This window comes from Binatus sp. (SeqCode) (genome assembly GCF_035272065.1).
Taxonomy (GTDB): domain Bacteria; phylum Desulfobacterota; class Binatia; order Binatales; family Binataceae; genus Binatus.
On record NZ_DATEQZ010000041.1, the window covers coordinates 1 to 19,405 of the forward strand.

Consider the following 19,405-nt stretch of genomic DNA (forward strand, 5'->3'; position numbering starts at 1 on the left):
GCGAACAGCACGGCCGGCACCGAAATGAGGATCCCGGTCATGCTCAGTATTTGAATCGGTATCAGCGAAAAACCCGTGATGAGATTGAGGCTGAGCTTCGCCAGACCGAACAGATTGTACTTCGACTTGCCACTGACGCGATCGTCGTGGCCGACCGGGATTTCCGCGACGCGCTTGGCGAACGAGTTGGCGAGCGCGGGCACGAACGCCGCCTTCTCGTCGCAATCGACCACCGTATCGACGATGTGCCGCCGGTACGCGCGCAGCATGCATCCGTAGTCGTGCATCGGTACGCCGACGATCATCGACGTGAGCCGGTTGTGCAGGCGCGACGCGTACTTCCTGTACGCCTGGTCGTGACGTTCCTCGCGCCATCCGCCGACGACATCGTTGCCTTCGTCGATCGGCGCGATCAGCCGCGGAATTTCTTCCGGCGGATTTTGCAGGTCCGCGTCGAGCGTGACGACGATGTCGCCGCGCGATTGTTTGAAGCCGGCAAGGATCGCGGAATGCTGTCCGAAGTTGCGCGCCAACTCCACCACTCGCACGCGCCCCTCTTCGCCCGCCGCAATTTCGCGCAGGATGGCGAGCGAGTCGTCGCGCGATCCGTCGTCGATAAAAACCGTCTCCCACGGACGATCCAGCCCGTCGAGGACCGGCTTGAGGCGCGACCAAAGCGCCGGCAAGTTCGCCGATTCGTTGAACACCGGCACCACGATCGACACCAAGCCCTTCTCCGCGCGCGACACAGTCGAGGCGCCTCGAATCGGTGATATTTTGCCCGGGAAGCTCAAGAAACGTGCGCGACCTGGCCGGCTCAGTCCATGCGAAACCGCCGTCGCAAGAAGTGATTCTTGCAGACGGCTTCGGGGAATTAAAGATAGCCCGGTTGACCGCGCGTGATCACCTCGCGAGACTGCTTCGACAATGCCCGCCGCCAGCCGACCTGTCCGACTCGCTATCTGCGCGCTGCTCGCGGCGACTATCTATCTTCCCGGCCTCGGCCGGCCCGCGCTCTGGGAGCCCGACGAAGGCCGCTACGCCGAAATTGCGCGCGAGATGGTTATCTCTGGCGACTACGTCACGCCGCGCGACGACTTCGAACTGTATTTCGAAAAACCCCCGCTCGTCTATTGGGCCGAGGCTGGCGCCATTCACGCGTTCGGCGTCAATGAATTCGCGGTGCGATTGCCCGCCGCGCTCTTTAGCATCGGACAGGTGGTCGTCACGGCGGCGTTGGCCGACGCGGTTCTCGGTCCGACGGCGGGATTTTTCGCCGCACTCGCGCTCGCATTGAGTCCGCTCTTTTTCGGCTTCGCGCGTTTCGCGACGCTCGATCCTGCGTTGGCGTTTTTTCTGACCGCCGCGCTCAGTGCGTTCTGTGTCGCCGCACGTGAGGATTCATTCGCACAACCGTCGTCTCGCAGATGGATGCTGATTTGCGCCGCGATGCTCGCGATGGGCACCCTTGCCAAGGGCCCGATCGCGTTGCTTCTCGGCGGCGCGATCGCCCTGGCATGGCTCGCGGTCGAGCATCGCCTGCGCGAAATCGCGCGGATGCCGCTCGTTTGGTGCGGCCTGATCTATGCGGCGATCGTCTTGCCATGGTTCATGCTGATGGAAGTCCGAAATCCGGGCTTCCTTAGTTTCTTTTTCATCCACGAACATCTCGAGCGCTACGTCACGTCCAGTGAACACGGATGGGGCCCGTGGTTTTTCATCCCGATCGTAATCGGCGGAATGTGGCCGTGGATTTTTTTCGTCCCGCTCGGATGGTCCGCGATGCGCACCGCAGATACCGGCTCTGAGAGCAGTCGGGCGCCATCCGAACGCCGCTCTGCCGCGAACTTTCTCGCGATCTGGTTCGCCTTCATCTTCGTTTTCTTCTCGATTCCTTATTCCAAGCTCGGCACCTACATCCTCCCGGCGCTTCCTCCGCTGGCGATCTTCGCTGGATTCGGCCTCGCGCGCCTGCCTGCTCTCGACGGAGTGAGTCGCCGCCGTCTTCTCGCCGTCATCGCGATCGCGAACCTGGTACTCGCGGCTACTCTGTCATTGTTTCTCGAACTTGCAGGACCTCCTGTATCTCCTGCGTTGGGCCTCGACGCTTTGCTGATCGGCATCGCTCTAGCCAACGGCGCAACTGCGATGTACGCGCTAGGTCGCACGGCGTCGCGCGTTCCGTACGCAATTGCCGCAATCGCGCTCGCGATGCTCGCGACGGTGCCACTTGCCGCCCGCGTCCGCGACGATGCGTCTTCAATTTCCACATATCGCAACCTCGCGCACGCAGTTCAGCCCTATCTCGCAGACCACTGCTCGCTTGCCTCGTACCGCCATTACGTTCAATCGCTCCCGTTCTACACGGACCACCGCGAGACCCGCGTCGAGTACCGGGGCGAGCTTTCGGAAGTTTCTCCGCCTAATCCCGGCAAGTCGCCGTTCCTCATCGGCTCCGAGGCGCGCCTGCGCGAGATCTGGTCGTCCGGCTCGTGCATGGTTTTGATCGCAAACGCCCGCGACTTGCACGCACTGCAGGATTCGCTGAAGCCCGCGCCCGTTGTGATCGGATGCGAAGGGAGAAAATTCGCGCTCTACAACGGCGCCCTCGCGCCGCCGCCAGATGCTGCCGATTGCCTCAGGTCTGAAGCAAAAAATTAGTGCAAGCAGGAATTGGGACACTTGGATTCGGGCGCGTTCGACTGTAGCTTTGCCGGGGAGAGACTGATCGCTGGTGGCAGACAAGAAATCGAAACCCAAACTTCAGGCTGCGGACTTCGGTGCGGAAGGCGCCGTGCCGGAACCTTCGCTCGGCCAATTGATTACCGAAACCCGCGAACGCAAAGGCCTGACTCGCGAGCAGGTCGCGAACGACGCTCATCTGCCGCCGCATTACGTCAAAATGATCGAGACCGACAGCTACGACATGATTTCGGATCGGCTCTACCTCGTCCCGTTTCTACGCCGCTACGCATCCTTCCTCGGTCTCGACGCCGAGGAAATCGCCTCACGCTTCGTCAGTAACGTTCAGCATGCCGAGGCCAACGTGGTGCGAATCTCGCAGGAAATCACGATGGTCGCGAAGAAGCCCGGCGCCGGCGGCCGAATCGCATTCGCCGTGCTGCTCGCCGCGGTGATCCTTCTGTTGGCCGATTTTGCATGGCGCCGCTTCGTCGAGCATGAAGGCGCGCTTCCGGCGGCGGTTGCCTCCCCGGCCGCGATGGCGCCGGCGTCCAATGCACAAACGCCGAACGAGAGCCTGCCGCCCGCGACGATCATTACCAACCCCGAAGCTGCCGCGCCCCCCGCTTCGCCGCCCGCCATATCGAATGTCCCGCGACCTGCGAGTGTCCCGCCCCCAGCTAGTCATCCTGCTCCGCCACAGCCGATCCCGCCAGCTGCGACCGACGACAATTGACAGCTGGCTAGTGCAGCACGGCGTTCGCGATCTCTTCCGCGACGAGCTCCTTCGCACGGTGTGCGTCGTCGCCCGAGTGCACGACTGCGACCACCTTCAGCTCGTCGGTCGCACCTTCCAACGACGCGCGCGCGACGATCACAGTGTCGTAAATCTGGTTCTTTGGAATATTGTCGTATGGCGTCAAAGCGCCGGCGCCGTTCATCGCCTGACGACTCGCCTCGTAGGCTTTGAACTGCTGGGTCATCGGATCGTCTGGCGACAAGGCCTGGCGCCGAGCCTCCTGAGCGAACGGATCGACTGGTTGATCGCCGCTGTCGCCCAGCGGCGGAGGCTCGGCGCCGGCTTCCTTCAGCAATTCGACCATCGAGGGGTCGCCCGGGAACATCTGGTTCAACGACACTCCCGGCGCAAGCATTTGCTGATTCACCGTCACGGTGAGCGTCACCGAATTCTCCGGATTCGACGGCTGACCATGGCGCGCCGCCCGGAGGTCTTCGTTCAGCACGTTCTGCACCACCGGATCGGTGCAAATCGCAACCACGCTCGCATTTGCGGGCGCCGTCAGCTTGCCGGCCATCTTGATGTCGGCGGCGTGCGCAGATCCGCCAATAGCTACTGCAATAGCCATTGCGGCGATCGCGCGATGGCCCACTTTACTCACCGTACTGCTCACCGGTACGCGCGCGCGGCCTCTATCGGCCATCTCGCGATCACTTCATCGCCGCGCACTACGTAATATTCACTGTGCAGGTTAATCGTCGTATCGTTGTGACTTGGAATTATCTCTATTTTCGACCCCGGCTCAAGACTGCTTTCGCCCGCCGCCACACCGCCGTGTTCCTCGGACAGGTGAACCACCTTGAGCGCGGTGTCCTTGACCATCGGCGGACCGAATTCGTTGGTTAGCGATTTCATCCCGGCGTCGATTATCGCACGCGCGCCGCGCCGCGAAATTACGGTCGACAGCAGCGTCAGTGCCGGACGGCCAAGGTCCGGTCGCACGTTGCGATAGGCGCCGTCAATGAAAACGTACGATCCGGCCTGCACTTCGGTTACGTCGGGCCAGTTGCCCGCGATGTCGAAGGTGCCGGTCCCGCCCGCGCTGACTATTTCCGGCGCGAGCCCCGCTGCTCGCAGAGCTTCGACATGCCGGCTGAGGGTGGTCAATGCCTCACGCGCCGCTGCGATTCGCTTCTCCCGATCGGGAATCAGCACCGCGTGGCCTTCATAGCCCATCACGCCGCGATATTTGAGCCCGGCGCGCTTCGCGAGCCGCGCCAACTCGACCGTCTCGTCGGGTGTCTCAGTACCGCATCGATGCATTCCGGTATCGACTTCGATTATCACGTCAGCCGCGCGGCCAGCCCGCGCCGCACCCGCCTCGAACTCGCGCACGTTGAACTCGCTCTCGACGGTTCCGATCAAACTGATTCGCGCAGCCGCCTTGAAGAACCGATCGATCTTGGCCGGCCCCGCAATCTGATTTGCAAGCAACACCGGGCCGAGCCCCGCGCGCGCCAGCACCTCGACCTCGCCCAGCTTCGACGCCGTTATTCCAATCGCCCCGGCCGCGAGCTGTCGCCGTGCGATCTCGTGCGTCTTCGGCGTCTTGAAATGCGGTCTGAGCTTCTGCGGCCGCGCGGCGAAGTACTCGCCCATCGTGCGAATATTTTCCTCGACGATGTCGAGGTCGAGAATCAATGCGGGCGTGTCGATATCGCGCTTCGTCATCACACGAATCTTAGCACGACAGCTAGGGAATCTTCTGCTGCAACAATTCCTGCGCGCGCGCGGCGCGCCATTTCACCAGCCGCTCGCCTAGCTTCGCGTCGCCGAGCGCGATTATCTGCGCCGCCAGCAGACCCGCATTCGCCGCGCCCGCCTTGCCAATCGCCATCGTCGCCACCGACACTCCTTTCGGCATTTGCACGATCGACAGCAGCGAATCGATTCCGTTGAGCGGCGTGGTCGGCATCGGCACGCCGATCACTGGCAAGATCGTCTTCGCCGCGATCACTCCCGCCAGATGCGCCGCACCGCCGGCGCCGGCGATTATCACGCGCAGCCCGCGGCCGGCGGCCTTTGCGGAGTAGTCCGAGGTAAGGTCGGGCGTGCGATGCGCCGACATGATCCGAACTTCATGCGACACTTGAAGTTCTTCCAGGACCTCGGCTGCCGCCGCCATGTGCTCCCAGTCGCTCTTGCTGCCCATGATCACGCCGACAATCGGTGCCTTGCTGTCCGCCATCGTGGTCCCTCGTACGCAGCAGGCTGATTCTCAACTGGCCGCGTGTCAAGCCGCAGCCGGTATGAGCGCCGCGGATAATTCGGCACAATGGATTCGCGATGGCGACGCCGATTCCTATCAATCAATGCGAGTTCACGCTCGCCGAAGTCGTCGAGGCGACCGGCGGCGCCTTTGTCGCGGCCAATTCGACGGTCTCCTTCGGTGATGGCGTACAAGGTGAGCGTCCAGCCGCGGGCGATGCGGTCGCGTCTTCTAGCTACCGGACTGGCGCGGGCTCACCGGGCAACGTTGTCGGCATCAGCATTGATACACGTTCGATCGAAGCGGGAGCGCTGTTTGTCGCACTGCGCGGCGCGGCGTCCGACGGCCACGACTATCTCGCGCAAGCCGTCGCGCGCGGCGCCGCAGCCGCAATCGTCGCAGCCGGACGCCGTCATCCTGATCTCGATTGCATCGAGGTTGACGATACGCTCGGCGCGCTCGGACGGCTCGCGCGGCACCATCTCGCGCGCACGCGCGCGGCCCGCGCACTACCGCTCATCGCAATCGGCGGCGCGGTCGGCAAGACCACGACCAAGGAACTCACCGCCGCCGTCGCTCGCGCGTTGTTCGGATCGACGCTTTCCACCCCGGGCAATCTGAACAATCTGATCGGCGTGCCGATGACGATCTTTATGCTCACCGGCGAGCATCGGGCGGCCATCCTCGAATGCGGCACCAACACGCGCGGTGAAATTCCCAAGCTCGCGCAAATCGTCGAACCGGACGTCGCAATGGTTCTCAACGTCGATCTCGAACACAGCGAAGGTCTCGGAACGCTCGACGATATCGCCGACGAGGAAGCCGCGCTGTTCTCGACCGCCCGGCGCTACGCGGTCGCGTCCGCCGACGAGCCGATGGTCCTGGCGCGAATTCCGAAACATCTGCGCCGAATCATATTTGGCAAATCCCCCAACGCTCACGTGCGCCTCGACCGTCGAAGCGCCGGCGCCCGCTCGCGCATCCGCGTCGAAGTCGACCGCGCCATGCTCGCCGCGGGAGTCAGACCTTTCATCGAAACTGAAATCGCCCTGCTGGGCGAAGCCGCCGCTCTCAACTGCACCGCCGCAATCGCTGGTGCCGCCGCGATGCGCACCGCACCGCTTGAATCGCGCGAGCTCGCTGCGATCGCCGACGCACTCGCGAGTGTCCAGCCGGTCGCCGGCCGCCTCGCCAGCACTTCGATCAACGGCATCTTCGTGATCGACGACACTTACAACTCGAACCCGCGCTCGATTCGCGCCGCGCTTGCGGCCGCGCGCGAGATCGCCGACGGTCTCGGCGCCCGTCTCGTGATCGCGATGGGTGATATGCTCGAGCTGGGCGAACAGTCTGCTGCCGCGCATCAGGAGGCGATTCGCGACGTGATGCACTCGCAGCCCGCCGCATTCGTCGCCGTAGGCCCCGAGATGAACTCCGCGCGCGCAGTGGTATCTCGCGATGCGGATACCGCCGGCGTACTCACCGCGCCCGACAGTATCGCCGCAGCAAAAATAATTTCGGAATCGGTGCGGCCCGGCGACGTGTTGCTGGTAAAAGGCTCGCGCGGAATCGCGATGGAACGGGTCATCGAGCGGCTCGGCTAACGCCGATCAATGGTCGCCAATGCTGCGGCTGATTTCGAGCCAGTTGGTGCCGTCCCACTTGAGCCTCAGCACGTCCACGGAGCCGCTCGCGATGCTGGACGAGGGCGCCGCGCCTCCCGTCCATTTGATTGCGCCGCTGGAGGTTGACCACGCCGGGCCTGCGGCAATCGTTCCGGTGATGTAGGACTCGATAGTCACGACCTGGTCGGCGACCAGGCCGGTCGTCGATAGCGTGTAGGTGAGTCCGCTCGTCGCGGTGGAAATTTTCTGGCATGAGTTCGTCGAGAACGCGAGCGTCGTGTTGGCCGAAGCCGTTCCGGCGTTCGAACACGCTTCTATGTTCGGCGCGTGATTCAGATAGCCGACTCGAACGACGCCGTTCTGCAGCCAGTCGGTGAACTCATTGAAGATCATCGCGTCGGGCGTGTTGCTGCCGTCGCCGTTACGAAACGGGCTCGGGTCGCCGTAACTGTTCTGCATCGAAAAGATTGGATCGGGGTTTGGTACGTTGCCGTTGCTGATTCCGCAAGTGGTGGTTCCGCCGCCGCAAACCCACGAGCTCTTGATCGCAGTTGGCCGATTCAACTGCATCAGGAATCCGTTCGGTCCCGGCTGATCGGCGATTCGCGACGCCTCGATGATGAAGTTGGCGGCGCCGCCCGGATCGAAGATGAAATACTGCGCGCCCTCGCTGGTCACGCCGGAAAACATCATGTTGCCGTCGGCGCCGCCGCCGAAGCGATCGCTAGTCCACGCTTCGATCTTGTTCTGCTCGAAGTCGGTGCCGTAAATCTCGAGCTGCCCCACGAAGTCCGATACGATCGCGATGTCATGGCCCGCGATCAGGCCGCAGCGAATCTCCTCGTTGTAAGTCTGGCCTCCGCCGCCGAAGAAGTAGCCCCACATACCGCCCTGCCCGTTGGAAGGGTTCGACACCTGCACGTCGCGAAAACTCAGGTCCTGCACGTTGCCGGTGGATCGATTCGCAACCCGAATCGCGATGCCCGCCCGGCCCAGTTCCACGCGCTCGAACGTGTCGTGCTGCGTGGGAACGCCGTCGCCACCGCCGCCAGTCGGGTAATTGTCCACGTCGATTATCACGCCGGCCGTGTTCCCGTTGATTCCCGAGACCGACAGCCCCGCGACTCGCGAGTCGGCCGCCTTGTTCATATTGATGACGGTGCCGCCCGTCACGCCGTGCCATTCGAGTTCGACCGGATGTCCGCCGTCGCCGTTCTGGGCGCCGGTCAGCGAGAGCGTGACGCCCCAGCATCCGTAGAGATTGAGCGATTGGCCGAGCGGGTAAGCGGAGGTCGCGGGAAACTCGACGATTCCACCGACCGTGCCGCCCGTGGCCGTGTGCGAGCAGATCGAACTTATCGCAGCGTTGATCGGCACGCTGTCATCATGGCGCATCGTGAACGATCCCGACTGCGCGGGCGCTATCGAAAGCGTCACGCTGGCGCCGCTAACACCCGTGATTTGTGCGAACAGATCCTGCGCGGCGGCGGCGGAAGGCATCGCCGTCCCGAAATCTTCATCGGTGCCGAACGAGTGTCCGAAGTCGCGATACGATTCCGCCGTAGCTCCCGGCGCACCCGCGTGAGGCATCACAGCGTGGAGCGTCGGCGTACATGAAGCGCCGCTGCACGAATAGATCAGATACGCGATGTCGTTGGCGGCGCCCGTCCAGCTCACCAGCAGGTTGTTGTTCGTGCTGAGCGTCGCGGGGCCCGCGCTCGTGGATACCGCTGCGGTCGGCGCCGACCAGCCACCGCCCTGGCTCACGCCGACAATTTGATAGGCGTAGGAAACGTTGCACGCAGTGTTGTGCGCGGGATTGCCGGACAGCGAATCGACCTGGCATCCGCCGCCATTGGCCGTGGTCTTGGTGATATCCGAAGTCGGATTCGGATTCATGTCGTAACTGTTCGGGACGACCGTCACGCCCGTCGGCGGATTCGCATTCGAGGCGGCGCCCGCATGATCGATCTTCACCCAATTCCCAATTTTGAAATCGCCGATTGAATTGACGGTGATCGTCGCATTGCCGGCGCTGGTGGTCGCGGTCGCCGTAACAAGCGAGCCGGTCGCGCCGAACGCTCTTACATTCTTAGCGCCGTTGAGGCTGACGTTGGCGATCGCGTCGCTGCCGTCGAGCTTCGAGCCCGACAGCGTGTTGAGCTGCGCTCCGGTCTGTCCGAACGCGAGCGCGTCGCCATTGACCGTCCCGCCAGCAAGGTTCGAAACCTTGTTGCCATTTGCGTTGAGCGCCGCTTCCAGCGCCGCGCCCGCGCACGCCCATTGTCCTCGAGTACCGAGAGCCCACGCACCGGCTCCGCCGCTCACGCACGGCGTCGCGCTCCTGCAGTCCTTGCAGAACAACAGCATCCCGTCCTGCTGTGGCGGCAGATTGGCAAAGCTCGGAGTTACTATTGAAGGTGCAATCGGCTGAGTACCGGAAAATCGATTGTTGACCGCTTCGCGGAACTGCAATCCCGCGCCGACGCCCGTGAAGTTGGGAATGGGCTGATAGGATCCGGGCGGTGGAAGATTCTGTCCGCGCGCCGCCCCGCTTACGCCGAGCAGGATCATCGCCGTGAAGGTCGCGCGCCGAAGCGTCGGCGAAATCTTTCGTCTCAAATCCATCACCATTCCACCGATCGCTCGCATTTGCCCAGCGCCTCAGAAGCCTATCGCGAACCAACAGAAGCCTTGTGAGGCGTCGGTGGAGTCGGGGCCGGGACTGTTGTTCCAGACCCAGAACTGCGAGGTAGTCGGCAAGTTGCCGGCGCTGACCATCGCAACGTCATCACCGGCCCCGGCGTGGCCGGGAGACTCGGGCGTCAACGTAACCGGCATGAACACTTCGCGCGCGTTGGGAAAAGCAATCGGAAAAGAATATGGCCCGTAAAGTCCCTCGCTCTGTTTGGTGCCCCAGTTCACCATACCCCACTGGATGATGTACTGAATCAGTCCCTTATTTATGTCGGCGACGGGAATTTTCAGATAGCCATTCTGCGCCATCAGGCCGGTGAACAACGCCTGGAACGCCTGCAACACGCCGATTTTCGAGATATTCACGTCCTGGCGCTGCTTCAGGAACGCGGTGCGATTAGCCAGTTGCTGATGCGGCTGATTCGAAATGCCGGTCCCGCTGAAACTCGCGCCGCTGGCGGCGCCTTCGACCGGATCGGTTGCTTGTATCTGGTAAACCTCATTCGAGGTGAACTCGGCTGCGTCGATTAGTGTAGCCATTGACTACCTCAGAAGGTAAGCGTCCAGGTGCCGCTAATACTCATTCCCGCGCCAAAGACTATTGGCGCAATAGTCTTGCGCGCGAGCATCGGAGCCGGCGCGGTCGTGCCGGGGAGTCCTGTGCTCGCATGATTTGCAAAGATCGCGAGCTCCTGGATTGTGAGCCCCTGCGCGCCCGTGTCCGCCGTCGTCAGCGACCAATTGAGCGTCAAGCCGCCGTTGCCGTCCTCGCTGTGGCCGTCAAGCGCCTTGTAGTACGCGGGCGCGGTCAGCGCGGTGTCGGTCACCGCCGGTGCGTTCGAGCCCGTGCCGAATCCCACGGCCGCCGCGAATTCACCGGTGGTGTCGCCGCCGAGCAGCGCCGCAAGGGCCGGCAGCCCGGCGTTCACGAAAAGATTGCGGCCCCCGTACGTCCACACGATCCGGTCGCGCTGGACGAGACAAATCCGCACGGTTCCAATTGGCCTTCTCATCTTAGCCTCCATGCAAGACGGCTGCGCCGTTGACGATCAGCGCCGAGTCCGCGACCGCGTTCGTTGGCGCCGTAAGTTATCCCGCTGTGCGGATAGTGAGCGTCGTAAGCGGAAACAATCGGACCGTACCCATCGATTAGCGGTGCCGTCGCAATCGCAAATGCCAGCGCGTTGTCATTGGGAACAGGTGCGGAGTCGAGCTGATACTTCACGATTCCGCCGAGGGTCAGCTTGTCTGAAAGCAGCGGTCCCGCGTCGGAAATCGCCGGCACCGCAAACCATATCGAATCCATCCACGAGCGCGCGGGCTTGAAGAAATTCACCGCCGCTGCCGCCGTCGAAGCCGCACCAACTGAAACGCCCTGAGTGGCCGCGAGATCGATCATCACGCGGAACGCCGCCCAGCCCTGGCTCGACGGATACGCATCCCCACCCCAGCTCGACTGTCCTTCGAGCAGCGTGACCTGCGTCCATCCCAGCGACGCGAGCGCCTGCTTGATAGCCGACGGCGTTCCGCGAAATCGATGTAGCGCGATCGCGTCCTTGAGCAAATCGCGTTGCGCCGCCTCGGTTACAACCAGCTCCGTAACCAGGCCGCCGGACTCGATCAGGTTGTCGACGTCGATCAGCAAATCGATGTTGGTGAGAGCGTCAACCCCGAGCGCCACCGGCGCGATCAGTTGCCAGAGTGGAGATAGGATGTCGAATTGCCAGGCCAGTAAAGGCAACGCCGCCGCCGCCACCGAGTCGATTCTGTAGACCAGCAGGGTCGTGAGATCGAGCGCCGCGAGCCGCTCGATCAGCACCAACAACGCCTGCGTGCGCGTATCGTTGATCGACGGCGCGGCCGAAAGCTCGGGCATCAGCTGTGCTCCGTGCTAAACGCGGTCGTCAGCGAGATCATCGTACAGTTCGCCCACTGACCTGGATTAAGCGGAGTGAGTGTCGGCGAGGTGAGCGTCACGCCGTAGACACCAGCGACCGACAACGCCGCGATTATCTGGCTCGGCACGATATCGCGCTGAATCTTGGCCGCAAGCTCGAGCGCCAGCTCCTCGACGGCGAGCGTCGCGGCGGTGATCGTCGCGGTCGGATCGGCATCCGAGTACAGCGTCACGGTCGCGGTGATCTGATAGTCCACCTCGGTCACCGCGAGCACGTTCACGGTGTCGGTGAGCGGACGCACGGTGTCGGCGTTCAGCACCGCAGCAACTTTCGCGAGTAGCGCGGAATTAGCAACACCTGCATTGTTGGGCGACGGCGACGGCTGCGCGGTCACGGGTCCCGTCAGCACGTACGCGTTTACCGAGCCGGGCGCGGGACTGACTATTTGCGCATCGACGATCGACGGGTCGGCGCCGATCGCGAAGAACCGGTAGGCACCGATCGGCCCAGCGACGCTGAACTGATTGGGGGCGGCCTGGATGCGCGTGCGCAGGTGATCGTCGGTCTCCGGCGCGGAGCCGCCGGTGGTCGTGCTGGTGTTGGTCACGCTCGCGATCAAGGCATTCGGATTCAGCTGGACGGTGACCTGCCCCGCCAAGTATCCATTCGCACCCGCTCCTGGAGCGGCCGCGGCGGCGGCGACACTGGCGATGGCTCCACCGGCGGGGATGCTGATCGTCGCGATTGTCGCGAACGCAAACTGCCCGTCGTTGGTGCCGACCAGCGTTCCCGCGGCAATCGTAAACGGCACCGTCAGCGCGCCGGTCAGCGTAAATTGCAGCGTCGTCACCGCGGGCTGCGACGCCAATCGAGTGACGCTCAGCAGTTGACCGAGATAGTCGAGCATCGGGAAGGACGCGAAGGCCAGCAGATTCTGCTCGCCCGCATACTGAATCGCGTTGCGCACCAGCGACTCGCGGTACGCGTACAAATTGATCAGCAGGCGCTCGACCTGCGCCGGTTGGAGCGTCCGGCCCGACGCAGCCTCGAATTCGGCAATCATGTCGGCAAGAATCCGATTTGGATCGAGCCCGTCCGCGTCGTTGACGAACACCGGCGGCGGCAGCGACGGAATTCCTGCACCCATCAACTCATCCTTTCATCGCGATCGGCGCGGCCCGGATTAGACCGTCGCTCCCGGGATTGTCACGATCGTGCTCTGAACGGGAGCGGCAGTCATGCCCAGCTTCAATTGCCAGTTGAGCGTCACGTCAAGATGCGCGCCCGTCTGCGCGCTCGCGTCATTCACCGGTTGCGCAGTCACCGAAAGCAGATTCACGCGCGGCTCCCAAATCGTAATTGCCGAAGTCAATTCGCTCACGATTGCGGGCAACGCCCGGTTGATCGGAAAATCGATGTACCGCCATATATCCGCGCCGAAGGTCGGCCGCAGAGGGTCGCTGCCGCGCGGTGTCGTCACGATAATCCCAAGGCATTGCTCGACGTCGGCGATTCCCTGCACTACTTCATCGATGGCTCCCAGAGCCAGAGACCAGTCGACCGCCGTGATATCCGCAAGTGTGATTGCCCCCGCCGGCATCGTCAGCCCGCCAGCACGTCGGTGCTTGCCGTCACGATCGTTCCCGTCGCCTCGCCGACTTGAACTCTGTCGCCGAGCCGCGCGACCCCTGCCAAGAGGCCGTTCCCGAGCTGTACCTGCCCCGCACTCTTGATGATGACGTTGCCGCTCGAGTCGATCTGAATCTGCGCACCGTTCGCCGTAAGATTGAAGCCTGCGCCCTCGGGCAGCGTCACCATCAGAGCATGTTGGATGCCGTCGTATGTGAGCTCGGCCTGATCCTGAAATTTCAAATCGAGCAGATGCGACTGAGCGTTGCACGTGAGCTCCGTGGTGTCCTGAAACAGAAGATCGAGCAGGTGCGCGACGCGATCGTATTCGAAGCGCGCGCCATCCTTGAACCCGAGATAAAACTTGTCGGCGCTGTTGACCGGCGGCGCGTCGGCGCTGGAGTAAATCGCGCCCAGCACCGCGCCGGCCTCGTCGCGCAGATCCATCAAACATACGACCTGCTCGCCGATGTCCGGAATCCAGTACGCCTTGTCGTCCTGCGTCTTGAAAAACACAACTGGCAGCCACCAGCTGATCATTTCGTCGTAGTCCGGAAACACCACGCGCACCTTGGCGTGCGCCGTGTCCTGGGCCTGCACGATGCCGACGCGGAAGGTGGGATTGAGCGACGCAAATCGCTCGCGGTATTCGATTATATCGTTCATGCGCTGATCCGCCGCGCTCCAATTGAAGTTGAGTACCCTTTCGCCCGCGCCAAATGATGCAGTGCCGTTTCGATCAGGTATGTTCCATCGAGCGCGCCCCATCCGCTGAGCAGCACATTGTTTCCCACCACCAGCACGGTGATCCCGGGCCCTTCAATCGACGCGTCCACGAACACCATGTTATGCAGATGAAGCGCGGCTTCGGCCTTAACCTGCGCTTGCTCCGAGTTTTCACAGCGCGCGACGATCTTGAGCGTATCTCCTGTCGGCGAAGACGAGTCCGCGGACACCATCTGAGTAATCAGTTGTTTCGTGTCCGGATCGAAGTATGAGAATTCCGCACCGTCGTAGATCCGGCGCGTGCGGTTCCGGAATGAGAATCGCATCGTATCCGATCGTGTAATCACGGCCACCGCCGGCACCGACTCGAGCGCCGGCCGCTCGTAAAAGATCAACTGGCCCGCGCGCACGGTGAAGTCGAAATTGTGCTCTCTCGCGAGACGTTTCAGGAATTCCAGATCCGTCTGACGCCGTTGAGTTATGCGGGCAAACATCAGATCGCTCTCCGACTCGGACGACGCCACCACCATTGCCAACCCGTACTTCGCCGCGATTTGCGCCGCAATTTCCAGGATACCCATGTTCTCGTACGCAACGGTGTTTGCCGTGCGCATCGCCGGTGTGATGTAGGCGGCAAGGCAGCGGAGTCTCATCACGTCGGGCGGCCCCTCCAATTCCAGCTCGTCGATCTGAAAGTCGCCGCACTCCAGCAGAGCCTCGCCGCTATAGCCAATTTGCAGACTGACTACGTCGCCCAGCGCAGGATACCAGGGCCCCTGCCATAGCTTCTCGGAATCCTCGAGCTCCACTTCCAATTCGCCCGAAGCGCCGTCGAGCCGATCGACATATCTGATCGCAAGTACCATCTCCGATACATCGGCAGTGATATTCACGCCCAGGACTGAGTATCCATTGCGGAGACCGAACTGTATACGAGACGCTCGCGACCATTACCCACTCACTGCTTGAGACAGTTTCCAGGGCGGCAAGCCGGCCGCCACCACCGCGCTCTTCTGCTGAATCGGCACGGCGATCGAGATGCCGGCAGCGAACACCGGCTCGATCGGTACATTCGGATTAGCCACTATGATCGGCGAATAGTCAGTCGGATCGCCATAGTAGCGCCAGGCCAACAAATCCCATCTTTCACTGGCCGTCGTAGTATGAAGTATGTACTGTCCCGACGGCATCATCGCGGGGCGCTCCTCACGATCACAGCGGTGGGCACGTCGCTCGCGTCGAGTTCGGGACCGGTCGCGCCTGTCGCGGACGGCGTACTGAGTAATGCGGACACTCCCGGCGTCGATCCATCTGAGGTGCTGCCGCCAACTCCGCCCGGCACCGTCGCGATTCCAAGCGGTAATGCTCCAAGTCGGCGTGCGCTGGAAAGAAGTTGCAGATCGGCGACCCATTCCTTGAGGGCGAGTGCGACTCTGATCGCGATTGGCGCGCCGCCCGCGGAAAGTTGCTGCGATTTCACTTTGATCGATTCGATCACGAAGAACCCGCGGAATCCCTGCCAAACACCAGCGGCAGTGCGAGATGCTGCACCGCGGTCGCTCGCAGCAAGGCGAGCTGCGCCCCCGGATTCGTGAACGACGCGTGCCACGTCAGCTCAAAATTCAGCCGCTCGAGCTCGTCACCCACCCACTGCAGGTGTGGCTTACTCTCAATCACTCGCTGCTCGGCGAAATCGTACGCACCTGCGGATTCGTAGCCCTCCGGAGAGCCAACTACCTCGAATTGAATATCGCCCAATGCTGCGAACAAGGAAATCGCTCCTCAGAACTGCGCGCGCTCGCGCCGCGCCGATTCTCGTTTCAATTGGTCGAGCAGTTCCTCGCGATGCGCCCGCAAAGCTCCAATCACGTCGCGCTGCAGGTCACCGCCCGCCGCTGTCGTGTTGATCACAACCGTCGGCGACGAGTGGATATTGAGCCCGCCACTCACGCTTCCGCCATTCAGACCACGAACGCCGCCCGGCGGTTGCGCGAACTCACGTTGCGAAACGTTCGCTCGCGGAATCACGCCGCGAAGTGACGAGGCGTTCGCTTTGAAACCTGTTCTCGCGAAAGCTGCTCGGTTTGCTTCGACACTTTCTCGCGCTCGATTCGACGATTCCGTATTTGCCGCGACGGCCATCAGTGTCGCGCGTTGGCTTGCAGTGGAAATCGCCTGGGCTGCACTTCCCAACTCCACCGACCGTTCAACCCGCGACAGAGCACCCCTTGCTGAAGATGGTTCCTTAATCTGCCGGGACAACCGTTCGTGTGCATCTACCATCGCCGCCGCGCGATGCCACGCACTCGCCTGACCGCGAACACTCGCTGTCGGTCCGCGATTCTCCACTTCAGCTCGCAGTGGCCGATCATCTGAACTGCTCCTGGAGCCTTCGACACGAATTCGTCCCTCGCCCAACAATGCTGTCTCAAAACGATCATCGTAATTCGGAAACGAAGCGTGCAGCGGGAGCTGCCACCGATGACCTGCGAACGTGGCGATGGCTGCGCTGGCCCGCGCGAACCTGGCACCTTCGCGCCCGATGCCTGCCATGCGCTCGAGCTCGCCAAGCGCGTGCGTCGACCTCGATACTCCAATGTTCGTCGGCGTCCCTTTTGTCCTGGTCTGATTCGCCATCTGAAGATCCGCTCGGATGCCCCGGTTGCCGGTTCTACTAGGCTCGCACGGCGTTACGGTCGAATGGCCGGCGTTGCGAGGTCGCCGCCTCGACTCGGAGCGGACGGCCCGCGAGTTCTTTGCCGTTCATCGCCCGCAGCGCGACCGCGGCATCGTCCTCGTTCCTCATCTCAACAAATCCGAATCCGCGCGAGCGCCCGTCGAAACGGTCGCGTACGATTTCGGGCTCGTTCCACCCCACCAATCTCGGCGAAAGCTTCCCGCAAGTCGCCGTCGCCCAGCGAGAAACTCAAGTTGCCTACGAATAATCGAATTCCCATACCTCTCACCGATTAGCGTGATTGATCACTTCACGCATTCCGCTATGGTTAGTGCAATTACTCATCGTTCCCTCCGCCGCGTTCGACGCCCATCTTCTGATACTCAGTCATAGCGTCGAGCCAGTACGACAGCTCCGCAAAGTCCATCTTGCTCAGCTCTTCGACCGAGAATCCGGATTGAACAAGGCCTGCGAAGCTCGCAGCGGAGGGCGGTCGAAATTTTCGCCGATCACCTCGGCTTGCAGCGCCATAACGTCCGCGAGCTCCATCTCGAGCACGTCTTCGTAGACGAGCTTGCGTCCGTCCACACGTGCCACTTCCGCAACTAGCGCAAATATCACCGCGCTCGCGTCGCCCCCCGCCGCCGCCCGTTGCGCCCGCATCAAATCCCGTCCGTGTCCCTTTCGCACCTCGGCGCGTGCGCCCGAAGGCAGCTCGATCGTCCGAATGTCCGGGTCCTCTTTCGCGTCCGCGCAGCCGATACGCACACCATTTACCGTAATGTCGTCGCTCTTCATCAGTGATCGCTCCCGTCTTTCGGCTCCCTCGACAAGCTTTCTCAGCCGCCAAGGTTCGATCTGAAGATACTCAGTTGATCGACGCCACCTACCACGTAAATATTGGCGAATACGTCGTACAAGTATATTTGGACGCCTGCGACGAATAGCTCGCAGTGATAGATACTGACTACCGACGTGGTCTCGACCATTTTATGCTGACGAAAAGTAGGACTGCCCGCGTCCTTGAAGATTCCAGTCATCAGGTACACAACCGGTAGCTCCGCACTGCGGCCCTGGCTTGTGTACTGCTCGAGATTTCCCCGCGCCTGAAAGGAATGCGTTTGAAATGGACTGGCCGACATCGCAAGGGTATCCGCGTCGAACGACGACCACTTGATCTTCGACTCGAGTTTCTCCACTCCCGCCCACAGCTCAGCCGTTCCGGCCATCCCCAGGCCCTTGTAGTCAATCATCTTGTGCTTGGGATTCGCGACCTCGATCTCTTCGGCTCTGCCCAGCAGTCCGACCCCGTCGATGTATATATTCGCATTAGTCAGTGAGTTGATCTGGATGTTCATCTTGTTCCCCTGGGCTCAGGCGGGTTACGCCGTCGCTCCCGCCGCTACGGTTATCGGACTGGTCTGTCCAAGTTGCTGCAGCAAGGTGACGTCTATGAATGCCTCGAAGGTGATTCTCTCCGCAGGTGGAGGAGGCATCACGTCGATGTCAAAGACCAGTTGTCCAGCCGCGATCTGCGCCGCTGGATTCTCCGCCGGGTCGAAGCTCGCCGCGCCGGCTACCAGTGCGCCACGCTGGATAAGCGATCTGATGAAGGAGTTCGCGCTGGCCAGGATCGCGTCAATCAGCGCGTTGGAGATTGGTTGGTCGATAAACTGGAGCATCGCGAGTTCCAGCGATTCCTCGATCACGTCCATCGTGCGGCGCACCGAGATAAAATTGTCCGGCGCGGTTGAAGTCGGATACGCCGCGCTCCGGTTGCCCCATACTCGAAGGCCGGTGCCGAACGCGTTGAACACCGTCACGATTCCCGCCGCATTCAGATTGTTGGTGTCGGACGACGCGTCCAGGATCGATGCGTAGAGCTGAACATCTGGCCCGAGCATTCCGCCAACAGGCGTGTTGGATGGCGACCACCAGTAACCCTGCGCCAGGTCCTTCGCCGCAATCGCACCAGCCACCCACTGCGAATATGGAGCGACCGCGTTCGCGTTGAATTGCGACGTCAGTGGTAGCCCCGAACTGTTGAGCGTGACTCCGGTCGGCACGATTCCCGTATCGAGGAACGACTCCTGCGGATAGCAGAGAACTGTGCGGTTGCTCGAGGTTGAGAAACCATTGCCTACGGCGCCGCGATTGGTTATCGCAGTTGTCGCCGAGGTCGCGGGCGGCGAATCCACCAGCGCGATTGCGCGAATCTTGCTCGCCATCGCGTCGAGCGCAGTCCCAACACTCGCGTCCTGTGAGTAGCCCGGAGCAACTAGTATCTTGGGGAAGAACCCCATCGTCCCGTAGGTCGTCTGAAATGCTTGCAGCCCCGTGTACACGCCACCCGTGATCGCCCCGATGACGTCAGCGTCCGCGACCTTCGACGGATCCGCATAGTTGAATGCAATCAGCACGCTCGCGCCGGCGGCGATATGTCCTCCGGATCCCGCGGGCGCG

At 62.2% G+C, this 19,405-nt stretch carries 24 protein-coding genes; 3 read left to right on the forward strand and 21 right to left on the reverse strand.

The genetic code is table 11. The features are described from left to right. The coding region (locus tag VJX68_RS07190) for a glycosyltransferase (RefSeq protein WP_324094992.1) at positions 1 to 749 on the reverse strand (749 nt) is incomplete at its 3' end. Positions 750 to 927: 178 nt separating this feature from the next. Here VJX68_RS07190 and VJX68_RS07195 point away from each other — a divergent pair. Both VJX68_RS07195 and VJX68_RS07200 read left to right on the forward strand, forming a co-directional pair. Beyond that, on the forward strand, positions 928 to 2,661 hold the full coding sequence (locus VJX68_RS07195) for a glycosyltransferase family 39 protein (RefSeq protein ID WP_324094993.1): 1,734 nt from the start codon (positions 928 to 930) through the stop codon (positions 2,659 to 2,661). Positions 2,662 to 2,734: 73 nt separating this feature from the next. After that, positions 2,735 to 3,418 carry a helix-turn-helix domain-containing protein gene (locus tag VJX68_RS07200; RefSeq protein WP_324094994.1) on the forward strand — a complete coding sequence of 228 codons (684 nt, stop codon included), beginning with the start codon at positions 2,735 to 2,737 and terminating at the stop codon, positions 3,416 to 3,418. A 7-nt stretch (positions 3,419 to 3,425) separates the two neighbouring features. On the opposite strand, the gene VJX68_RS07205 is transcribed toward VJX68_RS07200, so the two are convergent. The 3 genes from VJX68_RS07205 to purE are packed head-to-tail and all read right to left on the reverse strand — an operon-like array spanning position 3,426 to position 5,669. Beyond that, positions 3,426 to 4,049, reverse strand: a complete 624-nt coding sequence (locus VJX68_RS07205; RefSeq protein ID WP_324094995.1) for a hypothetical protein — start codon at positions 4,047 to 4,049, stop codon at positions 3,426 to 3,428. A gap of 41 nt (positions 4,050 to 4,090) precedes the next feature. After that, the gene (locus VJX68_RS07210) at positions 4,091 to 5,152 is read right to left on the reverse strand and encodes a DSD1 family PLP-dependent enzyme (RefSeq protein ID WP_324094996.1); all 1,062 of its coding nucleotides are present in this window, start codon (positions 5,150 to 5,152) and stop codon (positions 4,091 to 4,093) included. A gap of 22 nt (positions 5,153 to 5,174) precedes the next feature. Then, a complete protein-coding gene (gene purE, locus VJX68_RS07215; protein WP_324094997.1) occupies positions 5,175 to 5,669 on the reverse strand; it encodes a 5-(carboxyamino)imidazole ribonucleotide mutase in 495 nt (164 codons plus the stop codon). 98 nt (positions 5,670 to 5,767) lie between these two features. Between purE and VJX68_RS07220 the strand changes: the two genes are divergently transcribed. Continuing rightward, positions 5,768 to 7,294: a UDP-N-acetylmuramoyl-tripeptide--D-alanyl-D-alanine ligase gene (locus VJX68_RS07220; RefSeq protein WP_324094998.1), complete on the forward strand. Its 1,527-nt coding sequence runs from the start codon at positions 5,768 to 5,770 to the stop codon at positions 7,292 to 7,294. Between the two features lie 6 nt (positions 7,295 to 7,300). On the opposite strand, the gene VJX68_RS07225 is transcribed toward VJX68_RS07220, so the two are convergent. From VJX68_RS07225 to VJX68_RS07300, 17 genes are all read right to left on the reverse strand, one after another. Continuing rightward, complete coding sequence (locus tag VJX68_RS07225) at positions 7,301 to 9,943, reverse strand: hypothetical protein (protein WP_324094999.1); 2,643 nt, start codon at positions 9,941 to 9,943, stop codon at positions 7,301 to 7,303. Positions 9,944 to 9,979: 36 nt separating this feature from the next. Beyond that, positions 9,980 to 10,552 (reverse strand): gp53-like domain-containing protein, encoded by a 573-nt coding sequence (locus tag VJX68_RS07230; RefSeq protein WP_324095000.1) that lies wholly within the window; start codon positions 10,550 to 10,552, stop codon positions 9,980 to 9,982. Between the two features lie 8 nt (positions 10,553 to 10,560). After that, on the reverse strand, positions 10,561 to 11,025 hold the full coding sequence (locus tag VJX68_RS07235) for a hypothetical protein (protein WP_324095001.1): 465 nt from the start codon (positions 11,023 to 11,025) through the stop codon (positions 10,561 to 10,563). Then, the gene (locus tag VJX68_RS07240) at positions 11,022 to 11,888 is read right to left on the reverse strand and encodes a phage tail protein (protein ID WP_324095002.1); all 867 of its coding nucleotides are present in this window, start codon (positions 11,886 to 11,888) and stop codon (positions 11,022 to 11,024) included. The genes VJX68_RS07235 and VJX68_RS07240 overlap by 4 nt, the downstream gene beginning before the upstream one ends. After that, the gene (locus VJX68_RS07245) at positions 11,888 to 13,057 is read right to left on the reverse strand and encodes a baseplate assembly protein (RefSeq protein ID WP_324095003.1); all 1,170 of its coding nucleotides are present in this window, start codon (positions 13,055 to 13,057) and stop codon (positions 11,888 to 11,890) included. The genes VJX68_RS07240 and VJX68_RS07245 overlap by 1 nt, the downstream gene beginning before the upstream one ends. A 36-nt stretch (positions 13,058 to 13,093) precedes the next feature. Further along, a complete protein-coding gene (locus VJX68_RS07250; RefSeq protein WP_324095004.1) occupies positions 13,094 to 13,510 on the reverse strand; it encodes a GPW/gp25 family protein in 417 nt (138 codons plus the stop codon). A 2-nt stretch (positions 13,511 to 13,512) separates the two neighbouring features. Further along, positions 13,513 to 14,205 carry a phage baseplate assembly protein V gene (locus VJX68_RS07255; RefSeq protein WP_324095005.1) on the reverse strand — a complete coding sequence of 231 codons (693 nt, stop codon included), beginning with the start codon at positions 14,203 to 14,205 and terminating at the stop codon, positions 13,513 to 13,515. Then, positions 14,202 to 15,131, reverse strand: a complete 930-nt coding sequence (locus VJX68_RS07260; RefSeq protein ID WP_324095006.1) for a phage late control D family protein — start codon at positions 15,129 to 15,131, stop codon at positions 14,202 to 14,204. Before VJX68_RS07260 ends, VJX68_RS07255 begins: the two co-directional genes overlap by 4 nt. An 84-nt stretch (positions 15,132 to 15,215) precedes the next feature. Beyond that, positions 15,216 to 15,458 carry a tail protein X gene (locus tag VJX68_RS07265; RefSeq protein WP_324095007.1) on the reverse strand — a complete coding sequence of 81 codons (243 nt, stop codon included), beginning with the start codon at positions 15,456 to 15,458 and terminating at the stop codon, positions 15,216 to 15,218. After that, positions 15,455 to 15,763 carry a hypothetical protein gene (locus tag VJX68_RS07270; protein WP_324095008.1) on the reverse strand — a complete coding sequence of 103 codons (309 nt, stop codon included), beginning with the start codon at positions 15,761 to 15,763 and terminating at the stop codon, positions 15,455 to 15,457. Before VJX68_RS07270 ends, VJX68_RS07265 begins: the two co-directional genes overlap by 4 nt. Beyond that, entirely contained in the window at positions 15,760 to 16,035 is a 276-nt protein-coding gene (locus tag VJX68_RS07275; RefSeq protein ID WP_324095009.1) for a phage tail protein, read from the reverse strand. The genes VJX68_RS07270 and VJX68_RS07275 overlap by 4 nt, the downstream gene beginning before the upstream one ends. Before the next feature lie 12 nt (positions 16,036 to 16,047). Then, positions 16,048 to 16,902: a hypothetical protein gene (locus VJX68_RS07280; protein ID WP_324095010.1), complete on the reverse strand. Its 855-nt coding sequence runs from the start codon at positions 16,900 to 16,902 to the stop codon at positions 16,048 to 16,050. A 37-nt stretch (positions 16,903 to 16,939) separates the two neighbouring features. Next, on the reverse strand, positions 16,940 to 17,071 hold the full coding sequence (locus VJX68_RS19110; RefSeq protein WP_349255893.1) for an RNA-binding protein: 132 nt from the start codon (positions 17,069 to 17,071) through the stop codon (positions 16,940 to 16,942). 1 nt (position 17,072) lies between these two features. Next, on the reverse strand, positions 17,073 to 17,222 hold the full coding sequence (locus VJX68_RS19115; RefSeq protein ID WP_349255894.1) for a hypothetical protein: 150 nt from the start codon (positions 17,220 to 17,222) through the stop codon (positions 17,073 to 17,075). Between the two features lie 152 nt (positions 17,223 to 17,374). Beyond that, entirely contained in the window at positions 17,375 to 17,740 is a 366-nt protein-coding gene (locus tag VJX68_RS07290; protein WP_324095012.1) for a phage tail assembly protein, read from the reverse strand. Positions 17,741 to 17,781: 41 nt separating this feature from the next. Further along, a complete protein-coding gene (locus VJX68_RS07295; RefSeq protein ID WP_324095013.1) occupies positions 17,782 to 18,300 on the reverse strand; it encodes a phage major tail tube protein in 519 nt (172 codons plus the stop codon). Between the two features lie 24 nt (positions 18,301 to 18,324). Beyond that, on the reverse strand, positions 18,325 to 19,405 hold a 1,081-nt coding region (locus VJX68_RS07300; RefSeq protein WP_324095014.1), incomplete at its 5' end, for a phage tail sheath family protein.